This is a genomic window from Negadavirga shengliensis (assembly GCF_042652345.1).
GTDB lineage: Bacteria > Bacteroidota > Bacteroidia > Cytophagales > Cyclobacteriaceae > Negadavirga > Negadavirga shengliensis.
The window spans coordinates 520,674-545,940 of the sequence record NZ_JBHSJJ010000003.1; the positions used below are offsets into that span (position 1 = coordinate 520,674).

Below are 25,267 nucleotides of genomic sequence, written 5' to 3' on the forward strand. Positions count from 1 at the left end.
TGAGAATGAACAATAACCATATTATTCCTTCGCAGACTCCCCAGGAGTCTCCGTTTTCTTCTCAGCAGGACAGTGCGGTGGACGCCAGGCATATTGTCCTTCAGATTTTAAGCATTTGGCCGTACATATTGGTATCCGTGATGCTGGCTCTGGCCATCGCTTATATCAAAATCAGGTACACCGTACCGTTATATGAGGTGAAAAGTAAATTTTTTATCAAGGAAAAAGAGGCGACATTTGGGATTTTCGAGGATGTTGCCGGTTTGGACAGAAATGAAATGGGCCTTGTCAACCAGATAATCATTTTAAAATCCCGCCCCATTGCAGAAGCCACCTTATCCAAGTTGGATTTTGACGTGGAATATTACTCTCAGGGAATTTTTATCAAAAAGGAGATTTACAGAAATACTCCTATAGCTGTGGATCCGGATTGGTCCCATTCGCAGGCATGTAATGGAGATATCCGCATCAGTTGGAAAGGCCCGGACACCTTTACTCTTGAGTTTATCGAAGATAATTATACACAGGTATTCCCAGGGGAGGGAAGAGCCAGACTGGATAAGCCTGTGCTGGATAACAATGAATTCCGGTTTGGGGAATATGTGCAATTGCCTTTCGCCCGGTTCAGGGTTGGGCTTACCAGTGCAGAACAGGAAGGTGAGATGATCGTGCGCCTTCGGGACCGGGTCAGCCTGGTGAATCAATTCACAGGAGGCAATCTGATCATCGAACCGGCGGAAAAACAATCCACCATTTTGGAACTTACCCTAAGAACACCCACCCCAACCAAAGGCCGGGAGTATTTGAACAGGCTTCAGGAAGTATATCTGGAAAATGAACTGGAGGAGAAAAACACCATGGCCACCAACACCATTGATTTTATAGATGCCCAGCTCGTCGTGCTTTCCGATTCCCTGATGTATATTGAGAACCGGCTTGAAAACTTCCGCTCAAACAACAGCATTTACAATCTGACCGCCGAAGGGTCTACCATCTTCACCCAGCTTACTGAGATGGAAAGGGAGTTGGCACAGGAGCGCTTCAAAAGGGAATATTACCGGCAGCTTTCCTCATATCTTGTACGGGAGGATTACAGCGAAATCGTGGTGCCGTCGGGTCTGGGTATTCAGGATCCCATTTTGAATTCCCTGATCATGAACCTGCTGGAACTCCAGTCCGAGAAATCCATGCACCAGGCCAGATTGACTGAAAATGCCCCGATGGTCCGCGAAGTCAACCGGAAAATTTCAGATATGAACAGGGCTATCCGGGAGGTATTGATCAACGTGGATCAAAATTCCCAGATGACCATAGAAGATCTGGAAAGCAGAATCAGTCAGATTGAACGGGATTTTAACCGGTTGCCACAAACCGAACAGAACCTGCTGAGAATTCAGCGGGAGTTTTCTCTTAATGAAGGCTTGTATACTTATCTTTTGCAGAAAAGGGCAGAATCCGCCATTACGAGGGCTTCCAATACCGCGAGCAATAAGATCATCGAAAATGCGCTGATCAACTCCAGGCCCATCAGCCCTCAAAATATGCGTATTTACGCCATTGCTTTGATGTTGGGATTTATTCTGCCCGTAGGATTCGTGGTGGGCAAGACTTATCTGGATACAAAAGTGAAAGATGTGGCCGAGGTGGAAAGGCTTTCTGAGGTAACCCTTATTTCCCAAATTGCCCAGAGCCGGGACAAGCAGAGTTTAGTGGTATTGAGACATCCCAGGTCCGGAGTTACAGAAGCTTTCCGGTCTTTAAGGGCCAATATCAATTTTATTTTGCCCAAAAACCAAAAAGCAGTGATCATGGTTACTTCGAGCATTTCAGGGGAAGGTAAGACTTTCTGCTCCATCAATTTATCTTCAGTGTACTCATTGAGCGGCAAGAAGGTCATATTGGTGGGTTGCGATCTTCGCAAACCGAAGATTTTTGAGGATTTCGGATTGGAAAACAGGGTAGGATTGGCGACTTATCTGAGTGGAAATATAGATGAGCTGAACAAGATCATCCAACCCACTTCTTTTAACAATCTCCATATAATCTCCTCCGGACCAATTCCCCCTAACCCGGCGGAATTGCTTATCACGGATAGGTTCAAAGCCATGCTTCAGGAACTGAAAGAGCTGTATGACGTGGTTATTTTGGACACCCCTCCTGTGGGTTTGGTTTCGGAGTCTTTGGATTTGATGCAGTTGTCGGATTTATGCCTGTTTATTGTCCGGTATAACTATAGCCGAAAGCCATTTATTGAGCACATCAACAACCTAAAAAAGCAGAAAATCCTTAAGAATGCTTATCTCATCCTCAATGGTATTGAGAAAGGGGCGCATCAATATGGTTATGGCTATGGCTATGGTTATGGCTACGGTTACTATTCCGATGATCGCCCCTCAAAAAAATCCTGGAAAGAATGGGTGGGCTATAAATAAATAATTATTTTCGCGTCTAATATTATTTAAAATGTTATTCTTTTTCAACGTTAGTTCACATTTGTGACTGAAGTGGCGGAGCTGTATATTTTTGGATCTGTCTTTAATCCCATTTCTGGGAAATCGAAAATCAGTCAATGTCGCTGCCACCGTGCTTTGATACCGTTCACAATGATTTTTTGTGTCCGTATGCCCGCCTTCTTTCATCAATATTCAGATTTAATTGATAACTTTCGGCTTTTATAATCCGAAAATGAAATCATATTTTATGCATCATCATTTAACACCCTTATCAGAAGTAAGGATAGCAGTAGTAGGTCTCGGCTATGTGGGGCTACCCCTGGCCGTGGAGTTTGCCAAAAAATTTCCGGTCATCGGTTTTGATATTTCCACCAAACGCGTACAGGAACTGGCTGAAGGCAAAGACCTGACGCTGGAGGTGGAAGACAAGGATTTACAAAAGGTGCTGGCAAAAGACAGTAACACTTTGTGGCAACAAGGAATGGGTTTTTTACCTACCACTAAGTCCAGCGAGATGGGCTCATGCCAGGTTTACATTGTGACCGTCCCCACGCCTACCGACCGTCATAACCGGCCAGTGCTTACTCCTATGCTCAGGGCTTCTGAGGAAATCGGAAAATACTTGAAAAAAGGCGATGTTGTGATTTATGAATCTACCGTATACCCCGGAGTAACTGAGGAAGAATGTGTTCCTATTCTGGAAAAAGTGTCAGGTTTGAAATACAATGAGGATTTTTACGCAGGCTATTCCCCCGAGCGGATCAACCCGGGAGATAAGGAGCATACGGTGGCCAAAATCTTGAAGGTGACTTCCGGTAGCACGCCCGAAGTGGCGGACTATGTGGATGCGCTCTATCGTGAGGTGATCACTGCAGGGACACATAAAGCCTCCTGCATCAAGGTGGCCGAAGCGGCCAAAGTGATCGAAAACTCCCAACGGGATATCAATATCGCGTTTGTCAATGAACTTTCCAAAATCTTTTGCCTGTTGGGAATTGATACCCATGAAGTATTGCGGGCAGCGTCCACAAAATGGAATTTCCTGCCGTTCAAACCCGGTTTGGTGGGGGGACATTGTATTGGCGTAGACCCTTTTTATCTCGCTCAAAAAGCCCAGGAAGTGGGTTACCACCCTGAAATCATCCTCGCGGGCCGGAGACTGAATGACAGCATGGGCAAACATGTGGCTACGGAGGTGATCAAATTGATGATGCGAAAAGACCTTAAAGTCATTGATTCCAAAGTATTGATTTTAGGTTTCACTTTTAAGGAGGATTGTCCGGATGTAAGGAATACCCGGGTAATTGATATATACAGGGAGTTACGGACTTTTGACATGGAAGTGGATGTATACGATCCCTGGGCAAGCCCCGAGGAAGTGGCCCATGAATATGGCATCCATATACAAAACGGAAAGCAGCACCCTGATCTACAGGACTATTCTGCCATTGTTCTGGCCGTTGCCCATAAGGAATTCATGTCCATGCCCCTTGAAAAAAATGACCAGCAGGTGATTTATGATGTAAAGGCGATTTTGGATAAAGAGAAGGTGGATGCGAGGCTGTAAGAAATTGGTGGTCCGAAGTTATTGCCGTTAACACAGGAAAAAGGGAATAGGGAACAGGAAATCGGCCGGAAACCATCCATTCACTCAGTATTCAGGAAATAGAGAACCGGGAACCGGGAACAGGAAATCGGTCGAGAACCACCCAATAACTTTTCCCTATTCCCTAATCACGCAGTATTCAGGAAATAGGGAACAGGGAACAGGGAATAGGAAATCAGACGGAAACTCCTGTTCTCTTTTCCCTATTCCCTATTCACGCAGTATTCAGGAAATAGAGAACCGGGAACAGGGAACGGGAAATCGGCCGGAAATCCCCCATTCACTTTTCCCTATTCCCTATTCACGCAGTATTGAGGGAACAGAGAACAGGGGAACAGTCCAACACTTCCCCGCCCTACGCTTAGGGATTTTTATAAATTAAGCTTACATTTGCCCCGTATTAGGTAGGGGTACCTATGTTTCATTCATTTGAAATCCATCGATATGTCAGATACTCACATTCACCCCCACCGCTTTAAAGTCGGTAAAAAAGACAGGATAGAACTCCTCGGTCAGCAGCCTAAGTTGCTGTGGTTTACCGGCTTATCAGGAAGTGGAAAATCCACTTTGGCCAATGGCACCGAAAGCAAGCTACACCGGCTTGGTTTTAAAACTTACCTGCTGGATGGAGACAATGTCCGTTCGGGCTTGAATCAGGATCTGGGCTTTACCGATCTTGACCGTATCGAAAACATGCGTAGGATCGGTGAAGTGGCCAAGCTGATGCTGGATGCGGGGCTGGTAGTGGTATCGGCATTTATATCACCTTTTCAAAAGGACAGGGAAATGATCGCCGAATTGGTAGGCAGGCATAATTTTCTTGAAATATATGTCAATTGTCCTTTGGAGGTCTGTGAAAAAAGGGATGTGAAGGGCCTTTATAAAATGGCCCGTGAAGGTCAGATCAAGAACTTTACAGGAATTGATTCCCCTTACGAAATTCCTGAAGATCCCTATATGACCATCTGCTCGGCGGATCTGAATATCGATGCTGCTTTGGATGAAATTGTGGAAAAAGTACTCCCGGAAATACAGATCATAAAATAATTGTCAACAAAAGAATCTCAACAATGCAATATTACCTGTCTCATTTGAGAGAACTAGAAGCGGAGGCCATTTTTGTTATCAGAGAGGTGGTTTCCCAGTTTGAAAAGCCCGCTCTGTTGTTTTCGGGCGGAAAGGACAGTATTGTACTTACCCATCTGGCGAAAAAAGCCTTTTTCCCCGCAAAAATACCTTTTCCCCTGATCCATATAGACACAGGGCATAACTTTCCGGAAACCCTTGCTTTCAGGGACCAACTCGTAGAGCGGTTGGGCACACAGTTGATCGTAGGTTCTGTACAGGAAAGCATTGATAAAGGCAGGGTACAGGAAGAGGTCGGTGCCAATGCCAGCAGGAATGCCCTGCAGACCATTACCTTGTTGGACACCTTGGAAGATCACAAAATAGATGCAGCCATGGGCGGAGCCAGGCGGGACGAAGAAAAAGCCAGAGCCAAGGAACGGTTTTTTTCCCACAGGGACGAATTCGGACAGTGGGACCCCAAAAACCAACGCCCGGAACTCTGGAACCTTTTCAATGGCAGAAAGCATCATGGTGAGCATTTCCGGGTATTTCCTATATCCAATTGGACGGAGATGGATGTGTGGCAATATATACAAAATGAAAATATTGCCTTGCCCAGCCTTTATTTCTCCCATCAGCGTGAATGCGTGCTGAGAGACGGCGTGATTCTGGCCAATTCTGAATTCATCAAACCTCAGCCCAAGGATGTCGTGAAGACCCTTTCCGTAAGGTTTAGGACCTGTGGGGATTTGCCGATTACCGGAGCGGTGGAATCCGATGCGGATACATTGGAAAAAATCATCATGGAGGTAGCCACTACGCGGACTACAGAAAGAGGCACCCGTGCAGATGACAAAAGGGGCGAGACGGCCATGGAGGATAGAAAGAAAGCGGGGTATTTCTAGAAAAACCCCGTCATCGGTAGGAGGCACAGCCTGTCCCGGTTCATCGGGAACAAAGCAGTCTCCTAGTTTACGTTATCGTCCAGAGATCGCTTCGTCACGGAGAATTTACATAAGAGGGATGAATTACGGATTCGCTCCTCGTGACGATGTGGGAAATAAGCATAAGAATAACGAAGAAATCCATAAAAGTTAAAATGAGTATACAGGAAAGTAACCAATTGTTAAGGTTCACGACAGCCGGATCGGTGGATGATGGAAAGAGTACGCTGATCGGCAGGTTGTTGTACGATTCAAAATCTATTTTTGAGGATCAGATAGCGGCAGTTAAAGCTTCAAGTGAAAAAAAAGGATTTGACTATGTGGACCTGTCCCTGCTGACAGACGGCCTGAAATCCGAGCGGGAGCAGGGCATCACCATTGATGTGGCCTACCGTTACTTTGCCACCCCCAAACGTAAATTCATCATCGCCGACACGCCTGGCCATATCCAATATACCCGCAACATGGTGACGGGAGCTTCCACAGCCAATCTGGCCATTATTTTGGTGGATGCCCGCAAAGGACTTTTAGAGCAGACCCACAGGCACTCGTTCATTGCTTCCCTGCTGCGGATACCCCATGTAGTGGTCTGCATCAACAAGATGGACCTGGTGGATTACAGCCAGGGAGTATATGACAGAATTGTGGAGGATTATAAAGCCTTTGCCAGCAAGCTGCAGGTAAGGGACGTGCATTTTGTGCCTATTTCCGCTCTGAAAGGGGACAATGTGGTGGAGCGATCCAAGAACATGACCTGGTATGAAGGCCCCACGCTGCTGTACCTATTAGAATCCGTACATATTGCCAGCGATTATAACCACGTGGACTGCAGGTTTCCGGTGCAGATGGTGATACGTCCGCATACGCTGGAATACCAGGACTTCCGGGGCTATGCAGGGAGAATTGAAGGCGGTATTTTCAAACCCGGAGATGAAGTGAAAATCCTTCCTTCCGGCTTCACTTCCCGGGTAAAGGACATCAGCTTAAATGGAGAATCCATTCAGGAGGCCCATGCCCCTATGTCAGTGGTGATGACACTGGAAGATGATATCGACATCAGCAGGGGAGATATGATCGTGCGGCCCAACAACCAGCCTCAGACGGGACAGGACCTGGAAGTGATGGTCAGCTGGATGAACCAGCGCCCCCTTATACCCCGCACCAAATACATCGTGCGCCATACCACCAAGGAATGCCAGGCCATGGTGAAAGATATCCAATATAAAGTCAATGTAAACACCCTGCACCGTGAAGAAGGTATAGACAGGATAGAGATGAACGATATATGCAGGATCTCGCTGCGTACGGCTCAGCCTTTGTTTTTCGACAGTTATGCCAAGAACCGACAGACCGGTGCCCTGATTTTGATCGATCCCAATACCAATGAGACAATGGGAGCCGGAATGGTGATTTGAAGCTGAAAATCGAACGAAAAACTTCCCATTTACTTTTCTCTATTCACTTAATATTCAGGAAATAGGGAACGGGGAACAGGGAATAGGAAATCGGACGAAAACTCCTGTTCTCTTTTCCCTATTCACTATTAACTCAGTATTCAGGAAATAGGGAACAGGGAACCGGGAATAGGAAATCCCTATTCGCTTTTCTCTATTCACCGTTCACGGAGTATTCGGAAAACAGGGAATAGGGAACGGGGAACAGAGAATCGGGCGAAATCCTCCTATTCACTTTTCCCTGTTCACCATTCACTAAGTATTCAAACGCAGAGAATAGGGAGCAGCGAATAGAGAATCGAACGAAAACACTTTTCAAAATGCCAACAACCATCCCGATCAAAGAATTGACCCGATTGGCAAAAGCCGCGGCGCTGGAAGCCGGGCAAGCGATCATGGAAGTTTATCAGTCAGAGGATTTTGGGGTGGAGCGGAAGGGTGATGCTTCTCCGCTCACCAAAGCCGACAAAGCGGCCCATCTGGCCATCCTCAAATACCTTGAACCCTCCGGGCTGCCGGTGCTGTCCGAAGAGGGCAAGGATATCCCTTACGAAAAGCGCAAAGACTGGGATTATTTTTGGATGGTGGACCCCCTGGACGGAACGAAGGAATTTATCAAAAAAAATGGCGAGTTTACCGTCAACATCGCCTTGATCCACAAGCGGCAACCCATCATGGGGGTGGTATACGCCCCGGTACTGGATTGGCTGTATTGGGGCAACAGGGAGGATGGCGCCTGGAAACAGGAGACTGGCGGGCAACCTTTGTCACTGGAAAAACAGGATGGAAGGGAAGTATCCACCATTGTGGCCAGCCGCTCCCACCTAAGTGCCGAAACACAAGCTTTTATCGGCCAATATCCGGGAGTGCAAATTGTCAGCATGGGCTCTTCACTGAAATTCATGCTGGTGGCTGAAGGTAAGGCCCAGCTTTATCCCCGCTTTGCACCTACTATGGAGTGGGACACTGCTGCGGCACAGGCGGTGCTGGAAGCCGCCGGCGGTCAGGTACTGAAATACCCCGAAGACGAACCGATGGATTATAACCGCGAAGACATGCTGAACGGCTGGTTTGTGGCAAAGGGAGGCTGATTCGAAAAGCTTAAATCTGGCAATGACGGAGGCATACGAATCCGTCAAGGGATCGCTTCGTCGCGGGTAGCGATGCAGTAAAAATGGACGATTAAATTACCGCTCCTCGCGGCGACGGTTGCCCGGTCACTGTAATTATGTTGACGTTTTATTTTCCCTAAAGTATTTTAAGCATGAAAAGGAGATTAGTCCATATGTACATTCTGCTTTTGAAACTTTTTGGGATGAAAATGGTACATTTTATACATATTGGAAAAACCGGGGGGTCAGCCGTGAGGAATGCATTTGAGGAGAGTTCAATTGTAAATGGCAGATATTTATTGAGTTACCCCTATTTGTTTCATATGCATGGTCATGAATTTACGTTGGAGGATTGTCCCAGTGGGGAATTTGTTTTTTTTACTATCCGTGAGCCTGTTTCCAGATTTGTTTCAAGTTTTTATTCCCGGAAGCGTGAAGGCAGGCCAAAAAATTACAATCCCTGGACCGAAGATGAAAGAACAGCGTTTACTTTCTTTGGAACAGCCAACGAACTTGGTGAAGCGATAGGCTCTGCTGAGGACAAAATAAGAAAAAAAGCCATACGGGCCATGAAGAGTATCGGCCATGTAAAAAGTTCTTATTGGGACTGGTTCAAAAATGATGCATTCCTAATATCAAATAAATCAAAAATATTTCATGTGCTAAGGCAGGAACGGCTCTCGGATGATTTTGATGCATTTAAAAGAAAATATAATATTGAGGTAAAAAGCTTGACAAATGACCCGATTAAGAGTCATAAGAATGTTGTAGAATTGGATACGAAACTTTCAAGTTTAGCCATTCAAAATATCAGTAACTGGTATAAGGAAGATTTTTATTTCTTAGAACTTATGCAGGAATTGGGGCTGGTCGAAAAATGCCATATGAATTACGAATGACTATCCAATCCGATAGGGAAGCATTGAAGGCAGGTATCAAGTTAATCGTTTTATTGCGCCCCAAAACATACTTGCTGCGGGCAGGAATATCCCAACCATAATGATACGAAAATGCTGTTTCTCATAAAGAGCTGCTTTCAGAACACCTCATTGGATTGCTGCAGGTCAACATCATTCAGAGAAACTGAATTTTTGTTTCCCCTCGGGAATGACCCCGAATACCCCTCCTATCAACGATGTCCAGTTTAGGAACGTATCTCTAATGGGGGAATGGGTTAGCATGGATTTTGATTTCAAGAGCAGCCGGGAAATGGAAACAAAATCGAAAACGGAAGAGGCATCTTAAAAGAAAGATGAAATCGAGTATGACGCAAACGTCACAGAGGGATGACTATAAGACATGCGAGATTCCATGTGGCCATTAAGAAACAATTATGAACACATGAAACACATCAAGAAACTTATCGCCAGAAATTTCACCAGCTTTGCCTATTTCTACCGCTACCTGAGGTACAGGATCTTTATTGCGGTATTTTTAAGCATCGCCGTAGGGATGCTGGATGGTTTCGGCCTGTCCATGTTTTTGCCATTGTTGCAAATGGTGAACGACGCCGATGCGGTGGATGCCGAGAGTTTGGGCAACCTTTCTTTTTTGGTGGAAGGGATGGAGCATATAGGGATTTCACTGACCCTTTTTTCCGTTTTGACAGTGATGACCCTCTTCTTCGTGTTTAAGGGGATCGCGCAGTTCAGCAGCAAGTCCTACAGGATCATATTACAACAAAGGTTTATCAGGAACATGCGCCTGCAGTTGCTGGACCGGTTGAATAAAATAGGATTCAAGGATTTCGTGACTTCGGACGTAGGCAGGATCCAGAATACCATGACAGGGGAAGTGGAGAAAGTATCAGGCGCCTATGTGTATTACTTTCAGGCCTTTGAACAGTTTATTTTGGTGATGGTGTATATGGGATTCGCCTTTTTTGTGGACCTGAAGTTTGCCCTATTGGTAAGCATTGGTGGAGGCTTGACGAATTTTTTATACAAAAAGATCTATGAAAACACCAAAGGTGCATCACGCAAGCTCACCAAAGATTCCAACACCTATCAGGGTCAGGTGATCCAGCATGTGGCCAATTTTAAATACCTAAAAGCCACGGGCCTGACCGCGCTTTTTGCTAAAAAACTAAAAACTACCATAAAATTTATTGAAGCCAGCAGAAAGAAAATCGGGATTTATGGGGCCATTTTGGATTCCACCCGTGAACCCATTCTGATTGTGGTGGTATCCGCGGTGATCATTATCCAGACCAACGTGCTTGGGGGTGGGTTGGGGCCCATATTGATCAGTTTGCTCTTTTTTTACAGGGCATTGGGTTCCCTGATGAATATGCAGAATGCCTGGAACCGTTTTCTGGCCCGGTCCGGTTCCTTGGAAAACGTGCTTGATTTTCAAAATGACCTGGAGCGTAAGGTTTTCAGGGACGGTGAGATAAGACTGGAAAGGTTCCGGGAATCCATCAGCCTGAAAGATGTTTCGTTTGGCTTCGGTTCCGTCCGGATACTGAAAAATATCAATCTGGAAATTCCCAAAAATGCTTCCATTGCGTTTGTAGGCGAAAGCGGCAGCGGTAAAACAACCCTTGTCAATCTGATTACAGGCCTGTTGCAGGCAGAAGAAGGAGAAACCGCGATTGATGGTATTCCTTATCATCAACTTCAACTGACAAGCCTGCAGCAGCGAATTGGCTATATCACCCAAGAACCGGTGATTTTCAATGATACGGTTTTTAACAACATTACTTTTTGGTCAGAAAGGACCGCAGAGAATATGGAACGCTTTAAAGCCGCGTTGGAGAAAGCCTCATTGTTGGAATTTGTTGAGGGATTAGTAGCGAAGGAAGAAACCGAACTAGGCCATAACGGAATTAATTTAAGCGGAGGGCAGAAACAACGGATTTCTATTGCACGGGAGCTTTTTAAGGAGGTGGATATTTTGATTATGGACGAAGCCACTTCGGCTTTGGATTCTGAAACTGAGAAAAGCATACAGCAGAATATTGATGATCTACATGGGCAGTACACTTTACTTATTGTGGCTCATAGGTTGTCTACCATTAGGAACGTTGACCGGATTGTTTTGATGAGTAAGGGTAAGATTGAAGAGGAGGGAAATTTTGAGCAGCTGTCCCAGAGAATCCCAAAATTCAAGAGGATGGTTGATTTACAAAAAATATCCTTATAACAAATTCAATTTTAATTATTTAGAATAATACATGAAAAAACCGAACATTTTTATAGTAGGATTTCAAAAATGTGGAAGTTCGACATTGTCCGATTTAATGTCACAACATCCTGAAATCGTAGGTAGCAAACCTAAAGAGACATTCAGTTTATCTGACAGCAATTATGAACATTATGATTTTAACAAATCAGTTGTTAACCCCGAATTCAAATGGGAGAATTATTTCCCTGGATGTTCCGGTCAAAAATACTTATTGGAAGCGTCCGTGTCCAATTTTTATCAAGCCACCTACTATGGAATGGGACACTGCCGCGGCGCAGGCGGTGCTGGAAGCCGCCGGCAGCCAGGTACTGAAATACCCGGAAAACAAACCGATGGATTATAACCGCGAAGACATACTGAACGGCTGGTTTGTGGCGAAGGCAGGGTGATTCAAAAAGCTTAAACCTACCACTGACGTAGGAATACGATATCTGTCCGGAGATCGCTTCGTCGCGGACAGCGATACAGTAAAAAAGGACTATAAATTACCGCTCCTCGTGATTGACGGGGTTTCCCTTGTCTGGAATTATTGGTGATTAGGAACCGCATACATGTCGAAAATTAAACAACAGGCTATTTCCGGAATTCTTTGGAATGGCTTGCGCCTTATCATTAACGTAGGCTCATCTTTTGTAATTAAGTTGGTCCTTGCCCGGGTACTCTTCCCTGAAGAGTTTGGTGTGGTGGGGATGGCTGTGGTGTTCACCGGATTTGTCCAGGTGCTTAATGATTTGGGTATTGGATCAGCCTTGATTCAGAAAAAAGAGGAAAAGCTAAGGTCGGCCCATTTCCATACTGCTTTTTGGTTTGGGGTGGGGTGGGCGCTCTTTATGTATTTGGTGGTCAGTGTGGTGGTAGCTCCGTTTGCGGCAGTCTTTTATGGGGAACCGATTTTGAAAAGCCTCATCCCTGTATTGGGGCTCGGCATTTTATCCAGCCCGGTTAATTTGGTTCACAAGGCGCAGCTGACCAAGAGCATGAATTTTAAGAAGATAGCCATCATTGACAATACGTCCAATCTCTCTGCAGGGGTGTTGTCGCTGATTCTTGCTTTTGCGGGTGCAGGCGTATGGTCCCTGGCGTTTAATGCAGTGGCCTCCATAGTAATTGCCATGCCTCAGTACTTTCTTGCCACCGGATGGCGCCCGAAGTGTGTTGTTGAAAAGGCCGCTTTCAAGGATGTGTTTGGGTTTGGCATCTATACCACTGGCACCAATATCACCAATTATTTGATTGGCAATGTGGATTATTTATTGATCGGGAAATTGCTAAGTGCCCATGCCCTGGGGGCCTACACCTTTGCCTTTATTTTAACAAATACGTTTCGGGGCAAGCTCATGGCTGTAATAAACACCGTTTTATATCCTTTATATAGTAGGATACAGGACAATCCCGCAGCCTTAAAAAAATATTACCTCAAGACGGTGGAATATAACAGCATCGCTATCTTTCCCATAATGGTGTTTTTGATTGCCTTTGCGGATTCCATCATTCTGCCAGTCTTTGGATCCAAATGGGTGGATGCAATGAACCCGTTAAAGATACTTTCATTGTCGGTAATGGTGCACATGATGGTAAATAGCAATACCGCGCTGATCAGGGGCATGGGAAGGCCAGGCCTGGAAATGAAGTTACAATTGGTCAAGGCTGTTATTTTCTTGCCACTATTGTATTTGGGAATAAGCTACTTTGGCATAACGGGAGCTGCCTTTGCCATTTTGTTGAATAAGGTTATTGCTGTAGGAATAGCGCAGTACACTTTTAAATACTTGCTCTCCTTAAAGGTAAGTACCGGGGAATTTTTCGATGCCGTCAAATACCCGTGGCTGGCCTCTATTGTCGCTTATGCCGTGGTTAATGTGATGGTAACCTATGCTTCCATGCATTATGCCATTGCGGCCTTTTTGCTGTTTGGCACTTATGGAGCTGTCATCTATATGTTTTTAGGAGGAGAGTTGAAAGCGCAACTGAAAGAGGTAAGGGAATTAAAAAAGATGTAGACATCTATAAATTTATGTTAAACGCACTGAGAAATAAATTAGCCAAATTCAAAAAATCATTCTTGGAAGCGAAAATCCCACAATTTTGTCACCGCTCGGGATTTTTATCCTCAATATACTATTTGTTACTTAACCCATCGTTTAGAAGAGAAAATAAAGCAGTGCTTGCCGGTAAAGTAAAGCACATCAAAGAGGCTGTTAATTTAAAGTCAAATTACTTCCTGTTAGTGCGGAATATCCACCGGTTGGAGAAGGGGCTTCTAATGCGTCCGCGAAAGGAGGTCTTTGCCACTGCCTTTATTGCCGAAACGGTGGATTCCTATATCGGGGTGATTAAAAAGAGGGATACCAAAGAGAACTTGCAGATAAAGTGGTTCACGGACGTGCTTGCTGAATACTTTCACGTTTGTAAGCCCCATCCTATTATAAATGTGCAGAAAGAAAGGTTTTTAAAGGTGAATCCGGATTTTTCGATTGCTGATAACGGGAGGGAAGAGGAAGTTTCGATCCCATATTTTCGGAATAAGGCTTCATTCTCTGACATTTCCTATGAGGAATTTTATAAACTGACTAAGCAAAGACGTTCAGTGCGGTGGTTTTTAGATAGGTCTGTGGACAGGGAACTAATAGACAAGGCAATATTGGCAGCCATCCAAGCTCCTAGTGCATGTAATAGGCAACCGTTTGAATACCATATCATCGATGATAAAGAACTGCTAAAAACGGCTGTGGCGCTTCCCATGGGGACAACAGGTTATGCGCACTCCATCCAAGCCTTTGTGGTAGCTGTGGGCAACCTGGATGCCTATTTCGATGAGCGGGACCGGCATTTGATTTATATTGATGCTTCCCTGGCCAATATGTCACTGATGCTGGCATTGGAAACCCTTGGGTTGGCGAGTTGTCCTATCAATTGGCCGGATATAGAGGACAGGGAGCAAAAAATGGCTGAGTTTTTAAAATTAAAGCCCTACCAAAGACCTATAATGTGTATAGGAATAGGGTATCCGGATCCTGACGGAATGGTGGCTTATTCGGAAAAGCGGCCTTTGGAAGTAATAAGGAAATATAAATAGTAAAACTTCAAAAAAGATGATGATAGAAATCAAAGGTGTGGGAACAAAGAATAAGGGAGCCCATTTGTTGTTGCTGGCCATTCTGCACGAGTTTGCCAAACGGGGGATGAAGGCGGATTTTTGTGCGGCCCCAGGTTTTGGTATGAATGCTATTGCCGCCAGTCAGCATGGAATGCAGTTAAAAGCTGGTTTAAAATCAAAAAAAAATTCTTGGAAAAGCATATTGCAGTTGCTTACAAAAAAAAGGCGTGGAAATCAGGGATCAATCAAAGATCATGAGATTGACTTGGTACTGGATGCTTCAGGCTTTGCGTATGGGGATTTTTGGGGACACATGAAGCCACTCCAAAGGATGGATAATGTGATCAACGGAAAAGTCAGGCCAGACGTGAAAACCATCCTCCTGCCCCAAGCCTTGGGACCCTTTAATGATGCCTACGTCAGAAGCGCCTTCCAAAAAGTGGTAAATAAGGTGGACCTGATATTCGCCCGGGACGAGCAATCTCTGGACCACTTAACCAACCATTTTGAGGATAAATCCAAGTTTCTACTGGGACCGGATTTCACTAATCTCCTAGAAGTGGAAGGGAAAGAGGAGTATCCCGAAGGAAATATCGCCATCATCCCGAACTATAAAATGAATGGGGAAGGGTATGAGAATTATTTGGGATTCTTAAAAAATTCGATTGCATATTTAATTAAGAAAAAGAAAAAACGTCCCTATTTTCTAATCCACGAGGGTGTGCAAGACCGTGCTATTGCGGTAAAATTAAATCAAGATTTGCAAATCAATCTTCCCATTATTATGGAAGAGAATCCTTTGGATATAAAGCGGCGGATAAAATCTTGCGAGTTGGTGATTGTTTCCCGCTTTCATGGCCTGGTCAGCGCATTGTGTCAGGGCATCCCTGTGGTTTCCACCTCCTGGAGCCATAAGTACCGAATGCTTTTAAAGGATTATAAGCAGGAGGAATCGCTCTTCGACATCAATAATTACAAGATGGGTGACTTGGAGAAACTCATTGAGGCTAGGTTAGGAGTATCAAAGGCTGAATATTACCATCAACAAAAGGACATTATATTGACACAAAAGGAAAGGGCCACCTTAATGTGGGATAAGGTGTTTGAATTGATTCATGCAAAATGACCCCCTGTATTGATGCCTCTTAGCGTTTTAAATTTCGCCAGCTTCATCCCTGTTTCCGGTTTACCCCAGGAAAATGATATCTCCATCAAGATCTATGCGGATTTAAAAAGCCGATATGGTGTGGAAAGTGAATTTTATAAACCCGTTCCACATATCCCCAGCTGGATGGGAAAGCTTACTCCCGAACTCAAGAAAAGGCAAAGAATATTTTCCTCCAATACCTATAGGGACGTAAAATATGGCATAAAGGTAAACTTCCCCAGGTTCAATATGCCTTTTCAAAACAAATTGTCCATACAAAGCCATAAGTTGGCTAAACTCGATTATCTTTTATACGGCAGGCAAATAGAAAAAAGTATGGAGGGAAATGTGCCAGATCTGTTACATGGTCATGCCCTGTTTCCGGATGGATATATAGTTTACAGGCTGTCCAAGAAGTTTGATATCCCTTACATACTGACAGTGAGGGGGGGGTATACCGACAGGTATATCACGCCAACAGGTAAAACGGTAATGGCCAGTGCCTCCTATATTACCACGCCCAGCTATAGGCTCTATGATGCCTTGTCATCCCATTATTCCCATAAATTAAACCTACTGCCTCATGGGTTGGATGATGAATGGTTTGAGTCGCTTCCCAAGAAAATGGAACAGGGGAAACTCCGGTTGGTGACTGTTTCCAGGTTGTTGGCCATGAAAAACATCCAGACCGTCATACAAGCTCTTCCGGTCCTCAGGGCCAAGGGTTATGATGTCATTTATCACATCATTGGAGACGGGGATTATGAACGGGGATTAAAACAATTGGCGGCGGACCTGGGAGTTCAGGATGCTGTGTTGTTCCATGGGTTCAGGGATGCCAGTTATATCAGGCAGATCTATAAAGAAACCGATGTTTTTGTGATGTTGTCTTATCCTGAGACTTTTGGGAGGGTATATTTTGAAGCCGCCGCACAGGGGTTGTATGTGATAGGCGTGAAAGATACCGGGGCGCATGGCTATCTGACAGATGAAGAAGGGAATTTTATCAATATTGATAAAAATCAATTAGTGAGTGTATTGACTGATTTGACCCCGGAAATCTTCGCCCTTAAAACAAAAAAATCCAAAGAGAAAATGCTTCGGTTTAAAAATGATTTTATCATTGAAAAATATTATAGGATCATTCAAAACATAAAATCCGCATCCATTTGATTTCCCGGCTTATGGAGAAAAAAAAAATTTTAATCGTATCCCGGTCGTTTTATCCGATGAATTCTCCCCGGGCGCTGCGCACGACAGAACTCGCCAAGGAATTTGCCAGACAAGGGCACCAGGTTACCGTACTTGTCCCTAAGGTAGAGGAACATTTTGAATTTGAAAAAGAATATAACCTTCAAATAAAAGATCTTGGCCATGTCAGATGGAGTGGAGTGACTTTAAAAGGGAAAGGAATTGGTCTATTGACAAGAAGGTTTATCAGACGATTTTCAAAATTACTGTTCGAATTTCCCGATATTCAGTTGTTCGGATTGGTGACAAGGGCGTTAAAAAAAGAATCGGAATATGATATGCTGGTGTCTGTTGCGGTACCTTACCCCATCCACTGGGGGGTGGCGGCAAGCAGGAATAAATATCATCCGATAGCCAAAACCTGGGTAGCCGACTGTGGAGATCCGTACATGGGGCATAAAAATGATACTTTCAGACGACCATTTTACTTTAAATGGGTAGAGAAATGGTTTTGTCGAAAAGCAGATTTTATTTCTGTGCCTTTTCCAGGAGCTAAGGAGGCTTATTATCCTGAGTTCAGAGAGAAAATAAGAGTGATCCCACAAGGGTTCTCATTTCCTGAGATAGTTAAAAATGTCGATAAAAAAAAATCCAGAGAATGCGTAGCATTTGCATATTCTGGAAATATTGGCAGTTATAAACATTATGCGATCCCATTTTTGCAGGAACTAGAAAATGTAAATGCTGCATTTGAATTCTATATTTATACCAGAGAATTTGATTTTTGGCAACGCCATTGCTCGCCAAAGCTTCAGGAAAAATGTATCATTAGGAGTTATTTAGAAAGGGGAAAATTGCTGCATGTACTTTCTGAAATGGATTTCCTTCTACATTTTCCTTATGAATTGGATGTTCAAAAATCGTTAAAGTTAATAGACTATCAATATCTTAATATCCCTATCCTCAGTTATCGGAACACAGAAGCCGACAAAATTAAATTAAATGAATATTTGAATTGGAATTTTGATCGGCGAGGTTTGCGGGAGGATATCAGTCAATACAAGATCGAAAACGTGACGAAGCAGTTTTTAAATCTGACCCTTCATTAGACGATGTATAGAATTTCGGCTTCTTTAAGTGTGTGGATTATTTTCCTGATTTCTCCAATAATCGCCGTTTTGTATGCTTTTCGTTATCCAAAGGCATATTGGGTAAAGAATGTGATTTGGATGATGGTCGCTTTTCACGGAATGACCATGCCCATAATCAGGGAAGGACTCGATGCCAATAGATATAAAGAGGCATTGCATAAAATGGCCAAGGAGGATCTTTCATTTGAAGGGATTGTTAATGCATTATACAATGATGAGACCCGTTATGTTGATGTGATGCAGCCGATGGTGACCTACCTAGTCTCAATATTTACAGCTAATGAGACATTCCTTTTTCTCGTTTTTGGGTTGATTTTTGGATATTTTTATTCGAGAAACTTATGGTTTCTAATTCAACAGAGCCTAAAAAGAAAACTGGATTTTTATGCCTGGGTACTGCTGATTATATTTGCGTTAATAGTTGCATTTTGGCAAATCAATGCTTTTCGTTTCTGGACCGCAGCCCATATATTTTTTTTAGGGACTATACAGATATTCTATTATAAACGACAGAAGGGTTGGTTATTTATATTATTAAGCTTATTAACACATTATGCTTTTATTATACCTGTCGTTTTATTGGTATTTCATTTTTTTTATAGAATCCCTTACCAAATTTTGTTTTTCATTTTTTTAGCCACATTTTCCATAAGTGAGGTTGACTTCGGTGCACTCAACGAGCGATTAAAATCTTATACTCCTTCATTTTTGGAACACAGAGTGGATGCTTACGTTTCGGAAGAATATGCTGAAAAGAGAGCGAGTAAATCGGAGACAAGAAGTTGGCATGCGAAGTTTTATGGCAAGGCACTAAAATGGTCTATCTTTGTATTGATTGCTTTCCTATATGTGAAAAGAAAGCCTGTTTTCGGACCATACCTGTTTTTTGGGCGGTTATTTTCCTTTACATTGTTATTGTACTCCTTTGCAAATATAGCATCTATGGTACCTTCAGGGGCAAGGTATATGACCGTGACTAATCTTTTTGCGATGGGTCTTTTATTTTTGGTTTATATATCTGTTGGGAAATCACTTAAAATGAACCGGGTTTTATTGATATTAACACCCTTTTTGCTTTTTTACGGGCTTGTTTCCTTAAGGAGCGGGGCAGATTATATGGGGATAGATCTGATTTTGAGCAATCCTCTTATTGCGAGCGTCCTCAAATCTGATATTGCGCTGATTGAATTCGTTAAATAACAGGTGTATGTCTGTAAAGGGAAAAATAAGAAGGCACTTGATCAACCTACGGGGTTGGAAAACCGGGAGGAAAATTGTGGTCTTTGAAAGCGATGATTGGGGAAGCATACGCATGCCTGACAAAGCGGCCTACCGGGCCTTTTTGAAAAAAGGTTACCCGGTCGACCGTATCGCCTATGAGAAATTCGATTCCCTGGCCAGTGAAGCGGATTTGTCCCTTTTGTTCGATACCTTAAGTCAATTCAGAGACCACAAGGGCAAGCATCCTGTGATCACCGCCAACGTGATCATGGGCAACCCGGACTTTGAGAAAATCAAAGCCTCAGGATTTGAACAGTATTACTATGAGCATTTTACCGAAACCCTGAAGAAATATCCCCGGCATGGCAACAGTTTTGCCTTATGGCAGGAGGGGATGCGGAAAGGTTTGTTTTTTCCCCAATACCATGGAAGAGAGCACCTGAATGTGAGCAAATTCATGAAGGCCTTGCAGGCAAGGGACAAGGACACGCATTTTGCTTTTGAATACCAATTGCCGGGTGCCATTCCCCATGGCATGCCTCCCCGGGGCAATGCTTATGTGGAGTCCCTGCGATATGATTCCGAGCTGGACAAGTGGGAAAAACTGGCCTTCTTTTTGGAAGGTTACCGGCAGTTTGCGGAAACCTTTGGCTTTGCCTCCAAAACGGTGATCCCTCCCAATTATACCTGGTCGCCGGATTATCACCCCAAAGCGGCCCAGGCCGGGATCGGCTTTTACCAGGGCATTTGGCAAATGAAGGAGCCGTTGCCGGAAACGGGAAAAAGAAAAAACAAACTGCATAAAATTTATATGGGAAAAGTAAATGCCTACGGACAGCGCTTTTTGATCCGGAACGCGGTTTTTGAACCTTCTCTTTTCAAGCTGGGCATCAAGGATCCGGTGGGGAATTGCCTGCGGGAAATCTCCACAGCTTTCCTATGGAAAAAGCCGGCCATCATTACCAGCCATCGCCTGAATTACATCGGTTACCTGGATGAGGCCAACCGTGACAGGAATTTGAAGTTGCTGGCCGAATTGATCCGTAAAATATTGAAAAAATGGACGGATGTGGAGTTTCACCATTCCGCAGGCCTTGCCACCATGATAGAAAAACCTGACAAATGAAAACGGCGGTCAAGAAGATCATTGAGAAACACCGGTACAGCAGTGTAGTGAAGGCTTGGAAAAAACGTCACGCTCAGGTATTTCGGTTACATCCTCATTTGCTTCAAAATACTGGAAAGCAAATTTTGGCAGATCATGTGGGTTATTGGAAGCAGTTGAAAATGAAATTTTCAACTGAAACCTTTCGGATCTGTCATCAGCTTTCCGGTGTAAAGGATAAAAGGATCGTTCCCGAGGAATTGTACCAGGGATACATTGAACCCCGACTGAATCAACCCGCAGTAAGTGATTTTTTTTCGCACAAAAGCTTTTACCATCATTGGCACGGAAGCGGAATATTTCCGGCCACTTATTTCCATAAGATTGACGGGCATTACTATAATGACCAATGGGAAGTTGTCGGGATAGAAGATGTGGTGGAGTGGATTAAGACAAGCCCCCATCAATTTGTAGTAAAACCCAATTTTGGCTCCTATGGCGGAAAGGGCGTGCAGTTTGTGACCCAACAGACGGAAGGACTGGAAACTTTGCTGTCTGGAGATCCAGGGTGGGTATTGCAAGAGAGAATTCGACAACATGGTGTTTTGGCGGTCTTCCATCCGCAAAGCCTGAATACGGTGCGGGCCCACCTGTACAGGAGTTTGGAAAGCGGGGCGTTTGTCTTTTTGCACGGTGCCCTGCGCATGGGAAGAGATGGCGGACTGGATAACGTGTCGGATGGTGGGCTGGTATCATTTATCAGGAAAGACGGCAAACTTCATGGTCATGCGCTGGACAAATACGGAGACAGGCTGGAAGTACATCCCAATTCCGGAAAATCTTTTGATATGACATTGCCGAATTATGATGAACTGAAAGGGGTAGCCCTTAAAGTGGCCAGGAAGATATTTTATACCCGGGTAATCGGATTGGACATGTGTTATGATGCGGATGGCAAGTGGAGGGTGATTGAGGTCAATACCCAGGCACAGAGCATCCGTTTCGCACAATACGCGGGAATTCCTTTTTTTGGGAATTACACGGATGAAGTAAAAAATAGGGCAGGTTGCTTAGTTTGATAATAACGCATAATAAAAATACCTGTACAATCGGATCAGGCTACCTGACATAAAAATTATTGGGAACGTGAAAAAGAAGTATTTGAGCATTGTAAGAAAAATATGCAGCGGTATAGACAATCAATACGAAAAAACACATCTACTTCTTAGCTATAAAAAATCGAGGCTGAGTGCCCTTCTCAATATTTATAAAGTTCGAAAACTCAATGGAAGGAAGGCAGTTGATAAGCGGCTAAAAAGAAAAATCAAAGCCTACTGTAAAACCAAATTCGGGTCAAAAAACTATTGGCCCTGGATTGCCTTGTACACAGAAATCAGAGGTGAATTTATTCCCGGATGGATACCGAATGATTATTACAAGTTTAATTTGTTGCCAAAAATGAATTATAATAATCTAGGCAAACTTTCGGGGCTTAAAGCCTTTGATCATAAGTTGTTTCCGGATCACACGCTCCAGCCGATATTGATCAAGGTGGGGAACGCGTTTTACGATTCCGATTTGGTCCCGCTGACCTGTGCTCAGGCTTTGGAAAAATTGAAGTCGGCGGAATATGAAGTGGTACAAAAAAAAGTAATGGGAAGTGGGGGGAAGGGCGTGTATTTTTTAAACCCTAAAGAAATAGATGAATCTGTTCTCAACAAAGGATTTGATTATATCATACAACCTGTCATAGAACAGGATAAAACATTACAGAGCCTTAATAAAGATTCTTTAAATACGTTTAGGGTATATTCTTTCCTAAATAAAGAGGGGGAAGTTAGTTTGCTGAAGATTTTTCTAAAAGTGGGTAAAGCGGGTTCAAGGGTTGACAACCTAAGTTCTGGGGGAGATTTTATTCCCGTGGACAAATCGGGTTATTTGGAGAAAGTAAGGTATTCCAACTGGGGCATTGTATCGAACACGGATCAGGTATATTATACCTCCAACAAGTTGCCCTATTTTGACAAGCTTGAAGAAGTTTGTATTTCTGCGCATAGAAAATTCCCCTTCGTTCATTTCATCGGATGGGATATCGCCATCAACAAATTCCAGGAACCCGTTATCATTGAATGGAATGCAGACCATCCTCTTTTTTGGATCTATGAAGCCACCAAAGGCCCATTTTGGAAAGTCATCCCCTAAAATAAAAAAGGAAATTTAAAAAGATCATCAAATTTATGAGCGTTGATATAAGAAAGTTAATCATAAAAGGAGGGGAACGCTTTGATACTTGGCGGAAACTTGTCGCATCCAGAAAAATGGCTGTGGATATAAGGAAGAAAATCGTAAATAAGAAAGGAGGCAGTGTAATAGACAGCGGTTTGGAGCGCACCATTAAAGCCTATGCAAGGGATAAATTTGGCAGTACGGATTATTGGCTTTGGTTGGCCACCTATACAGAGTTGCGGGGTGAGTTTAAAGCGGGATGGGTACCGGACGATTATTACCAATGTACCTTGATTCCCTTCCTTAATCCAGGTGAAAAATCCCATTCGAGCACGATGAAAACCTTTGAATTCCGGCTTTTTGGTAATTATGCCATTAAACCTTTGTTTCTGCTCATCAATCAATTGTTTTATGATCCGAATTTTTGTGTGATACCTATAGATCAGGCTGAAATGATTCTGAAGGAATACAATCACGAAGTGGTCATCAAAACAGATACAGGCGCAAGTGCCTTTTCCACCCGTTTTCTGGACTGGAAAGACATTGATTTGAAGGATTATCTGAAACTCAAAAAGAATCTTGTCTTTCAGCCGTCTGTGCAGCAGCACGCTGCCATTAGTGCCGTTTATTCCCGTGCCATCAATACGTTAAGAATCACTACTTTTCTGGATCAAAATATGGGTCCCAAAGTAATGTATATCAAGTTGCGTCTAGGGGCAAATGGATCCAAGGTAGATAATGTGAAAACCGGCGGTTTATCGGTTTTCATTGATAAAGAGGGCACGCCCTTCAATCAAGCCTATGACAATTTAGGATTGCCTATTGGAGATAGCCATCCGGACACGGGGTTTAAGTATCGAGATATCCGGATTCCCAATTTTGAAAAGGCGCTGACCATCTGCCGCGAATCGCATAATGATTATCCTTATGTCCGTTTCATCGCCTGGGACGTGTATATTGATAAAGATGCCGAGCCGAAATTGATTGAATGGAATGCCCTCAAACCGGATGTTTGGATAAATGAAGCATTGATCGGTCCTATTTGGGATCCTGATTTACTGGAAAACAATCATTAAACATGAGGGACGAATTTCCTTACTTTATGAGACAGCTAAAACTCTTTTTATAACTAACCAATGCATGATGTGCGAAAAAATCAAACTGCTTTATAAAAGGTATTTATTGGAAAGTTCAGGGCCAAAAATAAAAAAACGGAAAGAAAATAATCCACGAAAACCCACTGTGAAATCCCAACTGATGGAGGAAGCGGCCATCAAAAAAGGGCTTAAAACAAAACGGATGGATTACCGGACCCTTTTGGTTGATCTGGATGGGAAAGGAAGCTGGATTGCATTTGAACAAATGATGGGGCCCACTTCTTCCTGGGCAATGAAAAGATTTTGTTTCGACAAATCACTGGCCAGAGAAATGTTGAAAAACAACGGACTCAACGTGACAGAAAGCCAATTGTTTTTTTATTATCAGAGAGAGGAAGCTTTGGATTTTGCTGAAAAATTGGATTATTCCGTTGTCGTGAAGCCGCCCAACGGGGTAAAAGGAGACGGGGTGACGCTAGGTATAAAGAATCAAAAAGATTTTAAAAAAGCATTTTTTAAAGCCGCGGCCTATTCCCCGGGTACAGAGGGGGAAGTCCTGGTCGAAAATTTTTTTAAAGGATTTGATTATAGGGTGATTATGGTCGACGGTAAAGTTTTTTCTGTGCATCATAAAATGCCGGCGAATGTGACCGGTGACGGGAAGGCGACCATACAAGAACTGATAAAAAGAAAAAATAGCGAAAGGAATAAAATGACCTATTTAACAGGCAAAGATATACCCTTAACCATGGATAAATTAGATGCTTTGGGCGAAAGCGGACTTACCTTAAAATTCCGTCCCTGCAGAAAATGAGCTGGTCATTTTAAGAAAGGAATCCTACATAGCCTTCGGGGGTGACTTTATTGATATGACAGATCAATACCATCAAGCGTACGATGGGATTTTTAACCGGGCGATTTCTGCTATACCGGACTTAAAGTATGGAGGGATTGATGTAATAGCTGAGGATATAACATTGCCGCCATCCGAGTCCAATTATATCATCAGTGAAATAGAATTTTCCCCCGGCCCCTCTGCAAATTGGCCGACACAGGGAAGTCCAAAAAATATTGCAGAGCCTATTTTGGGATATTACCTCAAAAATAAAGGACAGTTTATTAACAATCGGTTATGATGTTTTTTCCAAGAACTCGACTTATGTGTTTCAAAAAAGCAGGAGGTACAGGTAGCCATCTCCGATTTTAATT

20 protein-coding genes are annotated in these 25,267 nt (G+C 43.6%); all 20 read left to right on the forward strand.

The genetic code is table 11. The annotated features are described in order from the left end of the window. Window positions 1-5 precede the first annotated feature (5 nt). The 20 genes from ACFPFU_RS07635 to ACFPFU_RS07730 all read left to right on the forward strand — a co-directional run bounded on the left by ACFPFU_RS07635 (window position 6) and on the right by ACFPFU_RS07730 (window position 24,872). Window positions 6-2,432: a GumC family protein gene (locus tag ACFPFU_RS07635; protein WP_377063122.1), complete on the forward strand. Its 2,427-nt coding sequence runs from the start codon at window positions 6-8 to the stop codon at window positions 2,430-2,432. A 268-nt stretch (window positions 2,433-2,700) separates the two neighbouring features. Further along, the gene (locus tag ACFPFU_RS07640) at window positions 2,701-4,020 is read left to right on the forward strand and encodes a nucleotide sugar dehydrogenase (RefSeq protein WP_377063124.1); all 1,320 of its coding nucleotides are present in this window, start codon (window positions 2,701-2,703) and stop codon (window positions 4,018-4,020) included. 483 nt (window positions 4,021-4,503) lie between these two features. Continuing rightward, window positions 4,504-5,106 carry an adenylyl-sulfate kinase gene (gene cysC, locus ACFPFU_RS07645; protein ID WP_377063126.1) on the forward strand — a complete coding sequence of 201 codons (603 nt, stop codon included), beginning with the start codon at window positions 4,504-4,506 and terminating at the stop codon, window positions 5,104-5,106. 23 nt (window positions 5,107-5,129) lie between these two features. Further along, the gene (cysD, locus tag ACFPFU_RS07650) at window positions 5,130-6,032 is read left to right on the forward strand and encodes a sulfate adenylyltransferase subunit CysD (protein WP_377063127.1); all 903 of its coding nucleotides are present in this window, start codon (window positions 5,130-5,132) and stop codon (window positions 6,030-6,032) included. 146 nt (window positions 6,033-6,178) lie between these two features. Then, entirely contained in the window at window positions 6,179-7,486 is a 1,308-nt protein-coding gene (gene cysN, locus ACFPFU_RS07655) for a sulfate adenylyltransferase subunit CysN (protein WP_377063129.1), read from the forward strand. 359 nt (window positions 7,487-7,845) lie between these two features. Beyond that, window positions 7,846-8,616, forward strand: a complete 771-nt coding sequence (gene cysQ / locus ACFPFU_RS07660; RefSeq protein ID WP_377063131.1) for a 3'(2'),5'-bisphosphate nucleotidase CysQ — start codon at window positions 7,846-7,848, stop codon at window positions 8,614-8,616. A gap of 173 nt (window positions 8,617-8,789) precedes the next feature. Continuing rightward, window positions 8,790-9,536 (forward strand): sulfotransferase family 2 domain-containing protein, encoded by a 747-nt coding sequence (locus ACFPFU_RS07665; RefSeq protein ID WP_377063133.1) that lies wholly within the window; start codon window positions 8,790-8,792, stop codon window positions 9,534-9,536. A 442-nt stretch (window positions 9,537-9,978) separates the two neighbouring features. Beyond that, the gene (locus ACFPFU_RS07670) at window positions 9,979-11,781 is read left to right on the forward strand and encodes an ABC transporter ATP-binding protein (protein ID WP_377063136.1); all 1,803 of its coding nucleotides are present in this window, start codon (window positions 9,979-9,981) and stop codon (window positions 11,779-11,781) included. A 293-nt stretch (window positions 11,782-12,074) separates the two neighbouring features. Further along, entirely contained in the window at window positions 12,075-12,212 is a 138-nt protein-coding gene (locus ACFPFU_RS07675; protein WP_377063138.1) for a hypothetical protein, read from the forward strand. Between the two features lie 162 nt (window positions 12,213-12,374). After that, window positions 12,375-13,823, forward strand: coding sequence for a lipopolysaccharide biosynthesis protein (locus ACFPFU_RS07680; RefSeq protein WP_377063140.1), 1,449 nt, complete (start codon window positions 12,375-12,377; stop codon window positions 13,821-13,823). 263 nt (window positions 13,824-14,086) lie between these two features. After that, the gene (locus tag ACFPFU_RS07685; protein ID WP_377063142.1) at window positions 14,087-14,899 is read left to right on the forward strand and encodes a nitroreductase family protein; all 813 of its coding nucleotides are present in this window, start codon (window positions 14,087-14,089) and stop codon (window positions 14,897-14,899) included. Window positions 14,900-14,915: 16 nt separating this feature from the next. Further along, complete coding sequence (locus ACFPFU_RS07690; protein WP_377063144.1) at window positions 14,916-16,046, forward strand: polysaccharide pyruvyl transferase family protein; 1,131 nt, start codon at window positions 14,916-14,918, stop codon at window positions 16,044-16,046. Window positions 16,047-16,058: 12 nt separating this feature from the next. Next, on the forward strand, window positions 16,059-17,240 hold the full coding sequence (locus tag ACFPFU_RS07695) for a glycosyltransferase family 4 protein (protein WP_377063146.1): 1,182 nt from the start codon (window positions 16,059-16,061) through the stop codon (window positions 17,238-17,240). 56 nt (window positions 17,241-17,296) lie between these two features. Beyond that, window positions 17,297-18,367 (forward strand): glycosyltransferase, encoded by a 1,071-nt coding sequence (locus ACFPFU_RS07700; protein ID WP_377063222.1) that lies wholly within the window; start codon window positions 17,297-17,299, stop codon window positions 18,365-18,367. Between the two features lie 3 nt (window positions 18,368-18,370). Beyond that, window positions 18,371-19,609 (forward strand): hypothetical protein, encoded by a 1,239-nt coding sequence (locus ACFPFU_RS07705; RefSeq protein ID WP_377063148.1) that lies wholly within the window; start codon window positions 18,371-18,373, stop codon window positions 19,607-19,609. A 7-nt stretch (window positions 19,610-19,616) separates the two neighbouring features. Continuing rightward, entirely contained in the window at window positions 19,617-20,756 is a 1,140-nt protein-coding gene (locus tag ACFPFU_RS07710; protein ID WP_377063150.1) for a hypothetical protein, read from the forward strand. Beyond that, complete coding sequence (locus tag ACFPFU_RS07715) at window positions 20,753-21,814, forward strand: sugar-transfer associated ATP-grasp domain-containing protein (protein WP_377063152.1); 1,062 nt, start codon at window positions 20,753-20,755, stop codon at window positions 21,812-21,814. The genes ACFPFU_RS07710 and ACFPFU_RS07715 overlap by 4 nt, the downstream gene beginning before the upstream one ends. Window positions 21,815-21,881: 67 nt before the next feature. Beyond that, window positions 21,882-22,937, forward strand: coding sequence for a sugar-transfer associated ATP-grasp domain-containing protein (locus ACFPFU_RS07720; RefSeq protein ID WP_377063154.1), 1,056 nt, complete (start codon window positions 21,882-21,884; stop codon window positions 22,935-22,937). A gap of 35 nt (window positions 22,938-22,972) precedes the next feature. Then, entirely contained in the window at window positions 22,973-24,037 is a 1,065-nt protein-coding gene (locus ACFPFU_RS07725; protein WP_377063156.1) for a sugar-transfer associated ATP-grasp domain-containing protein, read from the forward strand. Between the two features lie 64 nt (window positions 24,038-24,101). After that, window positions 24,102-24,872 carry an ATP-binding protein gene (locus tag ACFPFU_RS07730; RefSeq protein ID WP_377063158.1) on the forward strand — a complete coding sequence of 257 codons (771 nt, stop codon included), beginning with the start codon at window positions 24,102-24,104 and terminating at the stop codon, window positions 24,870-24,872. The last annotated feature ends 395 nt before the right edge of the window (window positions 24,873-25,267 follow it).

Coding starts and splice junctions, on each gene's coding strand:
- ACFPFU_RS07635 (WP_377063122.1), top strand. CDS start 6: ATGAACAATAACCATATTATTCCTTCGCAGACTCCCCAGGAGTCTCCG.
- ACFPFU_RS07640 (WP_377063124.1), top strand. CDS start 2,701: ATGCATCATCATTTAACACCCTTATCAGAAGTAAGGATAGCAGTAGTA.
- cysC (WP_377063126.1), top strand. CDS start 4,504: ATGTCAGATACTCACATTCACCCCCACCGCTTTAAAGTCGGTAAAAAA.
- cysD (WP_377063127.1), top strand. CDS start 5,130: ATGCAATATTACCTGTCTCATTTGAGAGAACTAGAAGCGGAGGCCATT.
- cysN (WP_377063129.1), top strand. CDS start 6,179: ATGTGGGAAATAAGCATAAGAATAACGAAGAAATCCATAAAAGTTAAA.
- cysQ (WP_377063131.1), top strand. CDS start 7,846: ATGCCAACAACCATCCCGATCAAAGAATTGACCCGATTGGCAAAAGCC.
- ACFPFU_RS07665 (WP_377063133.1), top strand. CDS start 8,790: ATGAAAAGGAGATTAGTCCATATGTACATTCTGCTTTTGAAACTTTTT.
- ACFPFU_RS07670 (WP_377063136.1), top strand. CDS start 9,979: ATGAAACACATCAAGAAACTTATCGCCAGAAATTTCACCAGCTTTGCC.
- ACFPFU_RS07675 (WP_377063138.1), top strand. CDS start 12,075: ATGGAATGGGACACTGCCGCGGCGCAGGCGGTGCTGGAAGCCGCCGGC.
- ACFPFU_RS07680 (WP_377063140.1), top strand. CDS start 12,375: ATGTCGAAAATTAAACAACAGGCTATTTCCGGAATTCTTTGGAATGGC.
- ACFPFU_RS07685 (WP_377063142.1), top strand. CDS start 14,087: ATGCGTCCGCGAAAGGAGGTCTTTGCCACTGCCTTTATTGCCGAAACG.
- ACFPFU_RS07690 (WP_377063144.1), top strand. CDS start 14,916: ATGATGATAGAAATCAAAGGTGTGGGAACAAAGAATAAGGGAGCCCAT.
- ACFPFU_RS07695 (WP_377063146.1), top strand. CDS start 16,059: ATGCCTCTTAGCGTTTTAAATTTCGCCAGCTTCATCCCTGTTTCCGGT.
- ACFPFU_RS07700 (WP_377063222.1), top strand. CDS start 17,297: ATGAATTCTCCCCGGGCGCTGCGCACGACAGAACTCGCCAAGGAATTT.
- ACFPFU_RS07705 (WP_377063148.1), top strand. CDS start 18,371: ATGTATAGAATTTCGGCTTCTTTAAGTGTGTGGATTATTTTCCTGATT.
- ACFPFU_RS07710 (WP_377063150.1), top strand. CDS start 19,617: ATGTCTGTAAAGGGAAAAATAAGAAGGCACTTGATCAACCTACGGGGT.
- ACFPFU_RS07715 (WP_377063152.1), top strand. CDS start 20,753: ATGAAAACGGCGGTCAAGAAGATCATTGAGAAACACCGGTACAGCAGT.
- ACFPFU_RS07725 (WP_377063156.1), top strand. CDS start 22,973: ATGAGCGTTGATATAAGAAAGTTAATCATAAAAGGAGGGGAACGCTTT.
- ACFPFU_RS07730 (WP_377063158.1), top strand. CDS start 24,102: ATGATGTGCGAAAAAATCAAACTGCTTTATAAAAGGTATTTATTGGAA.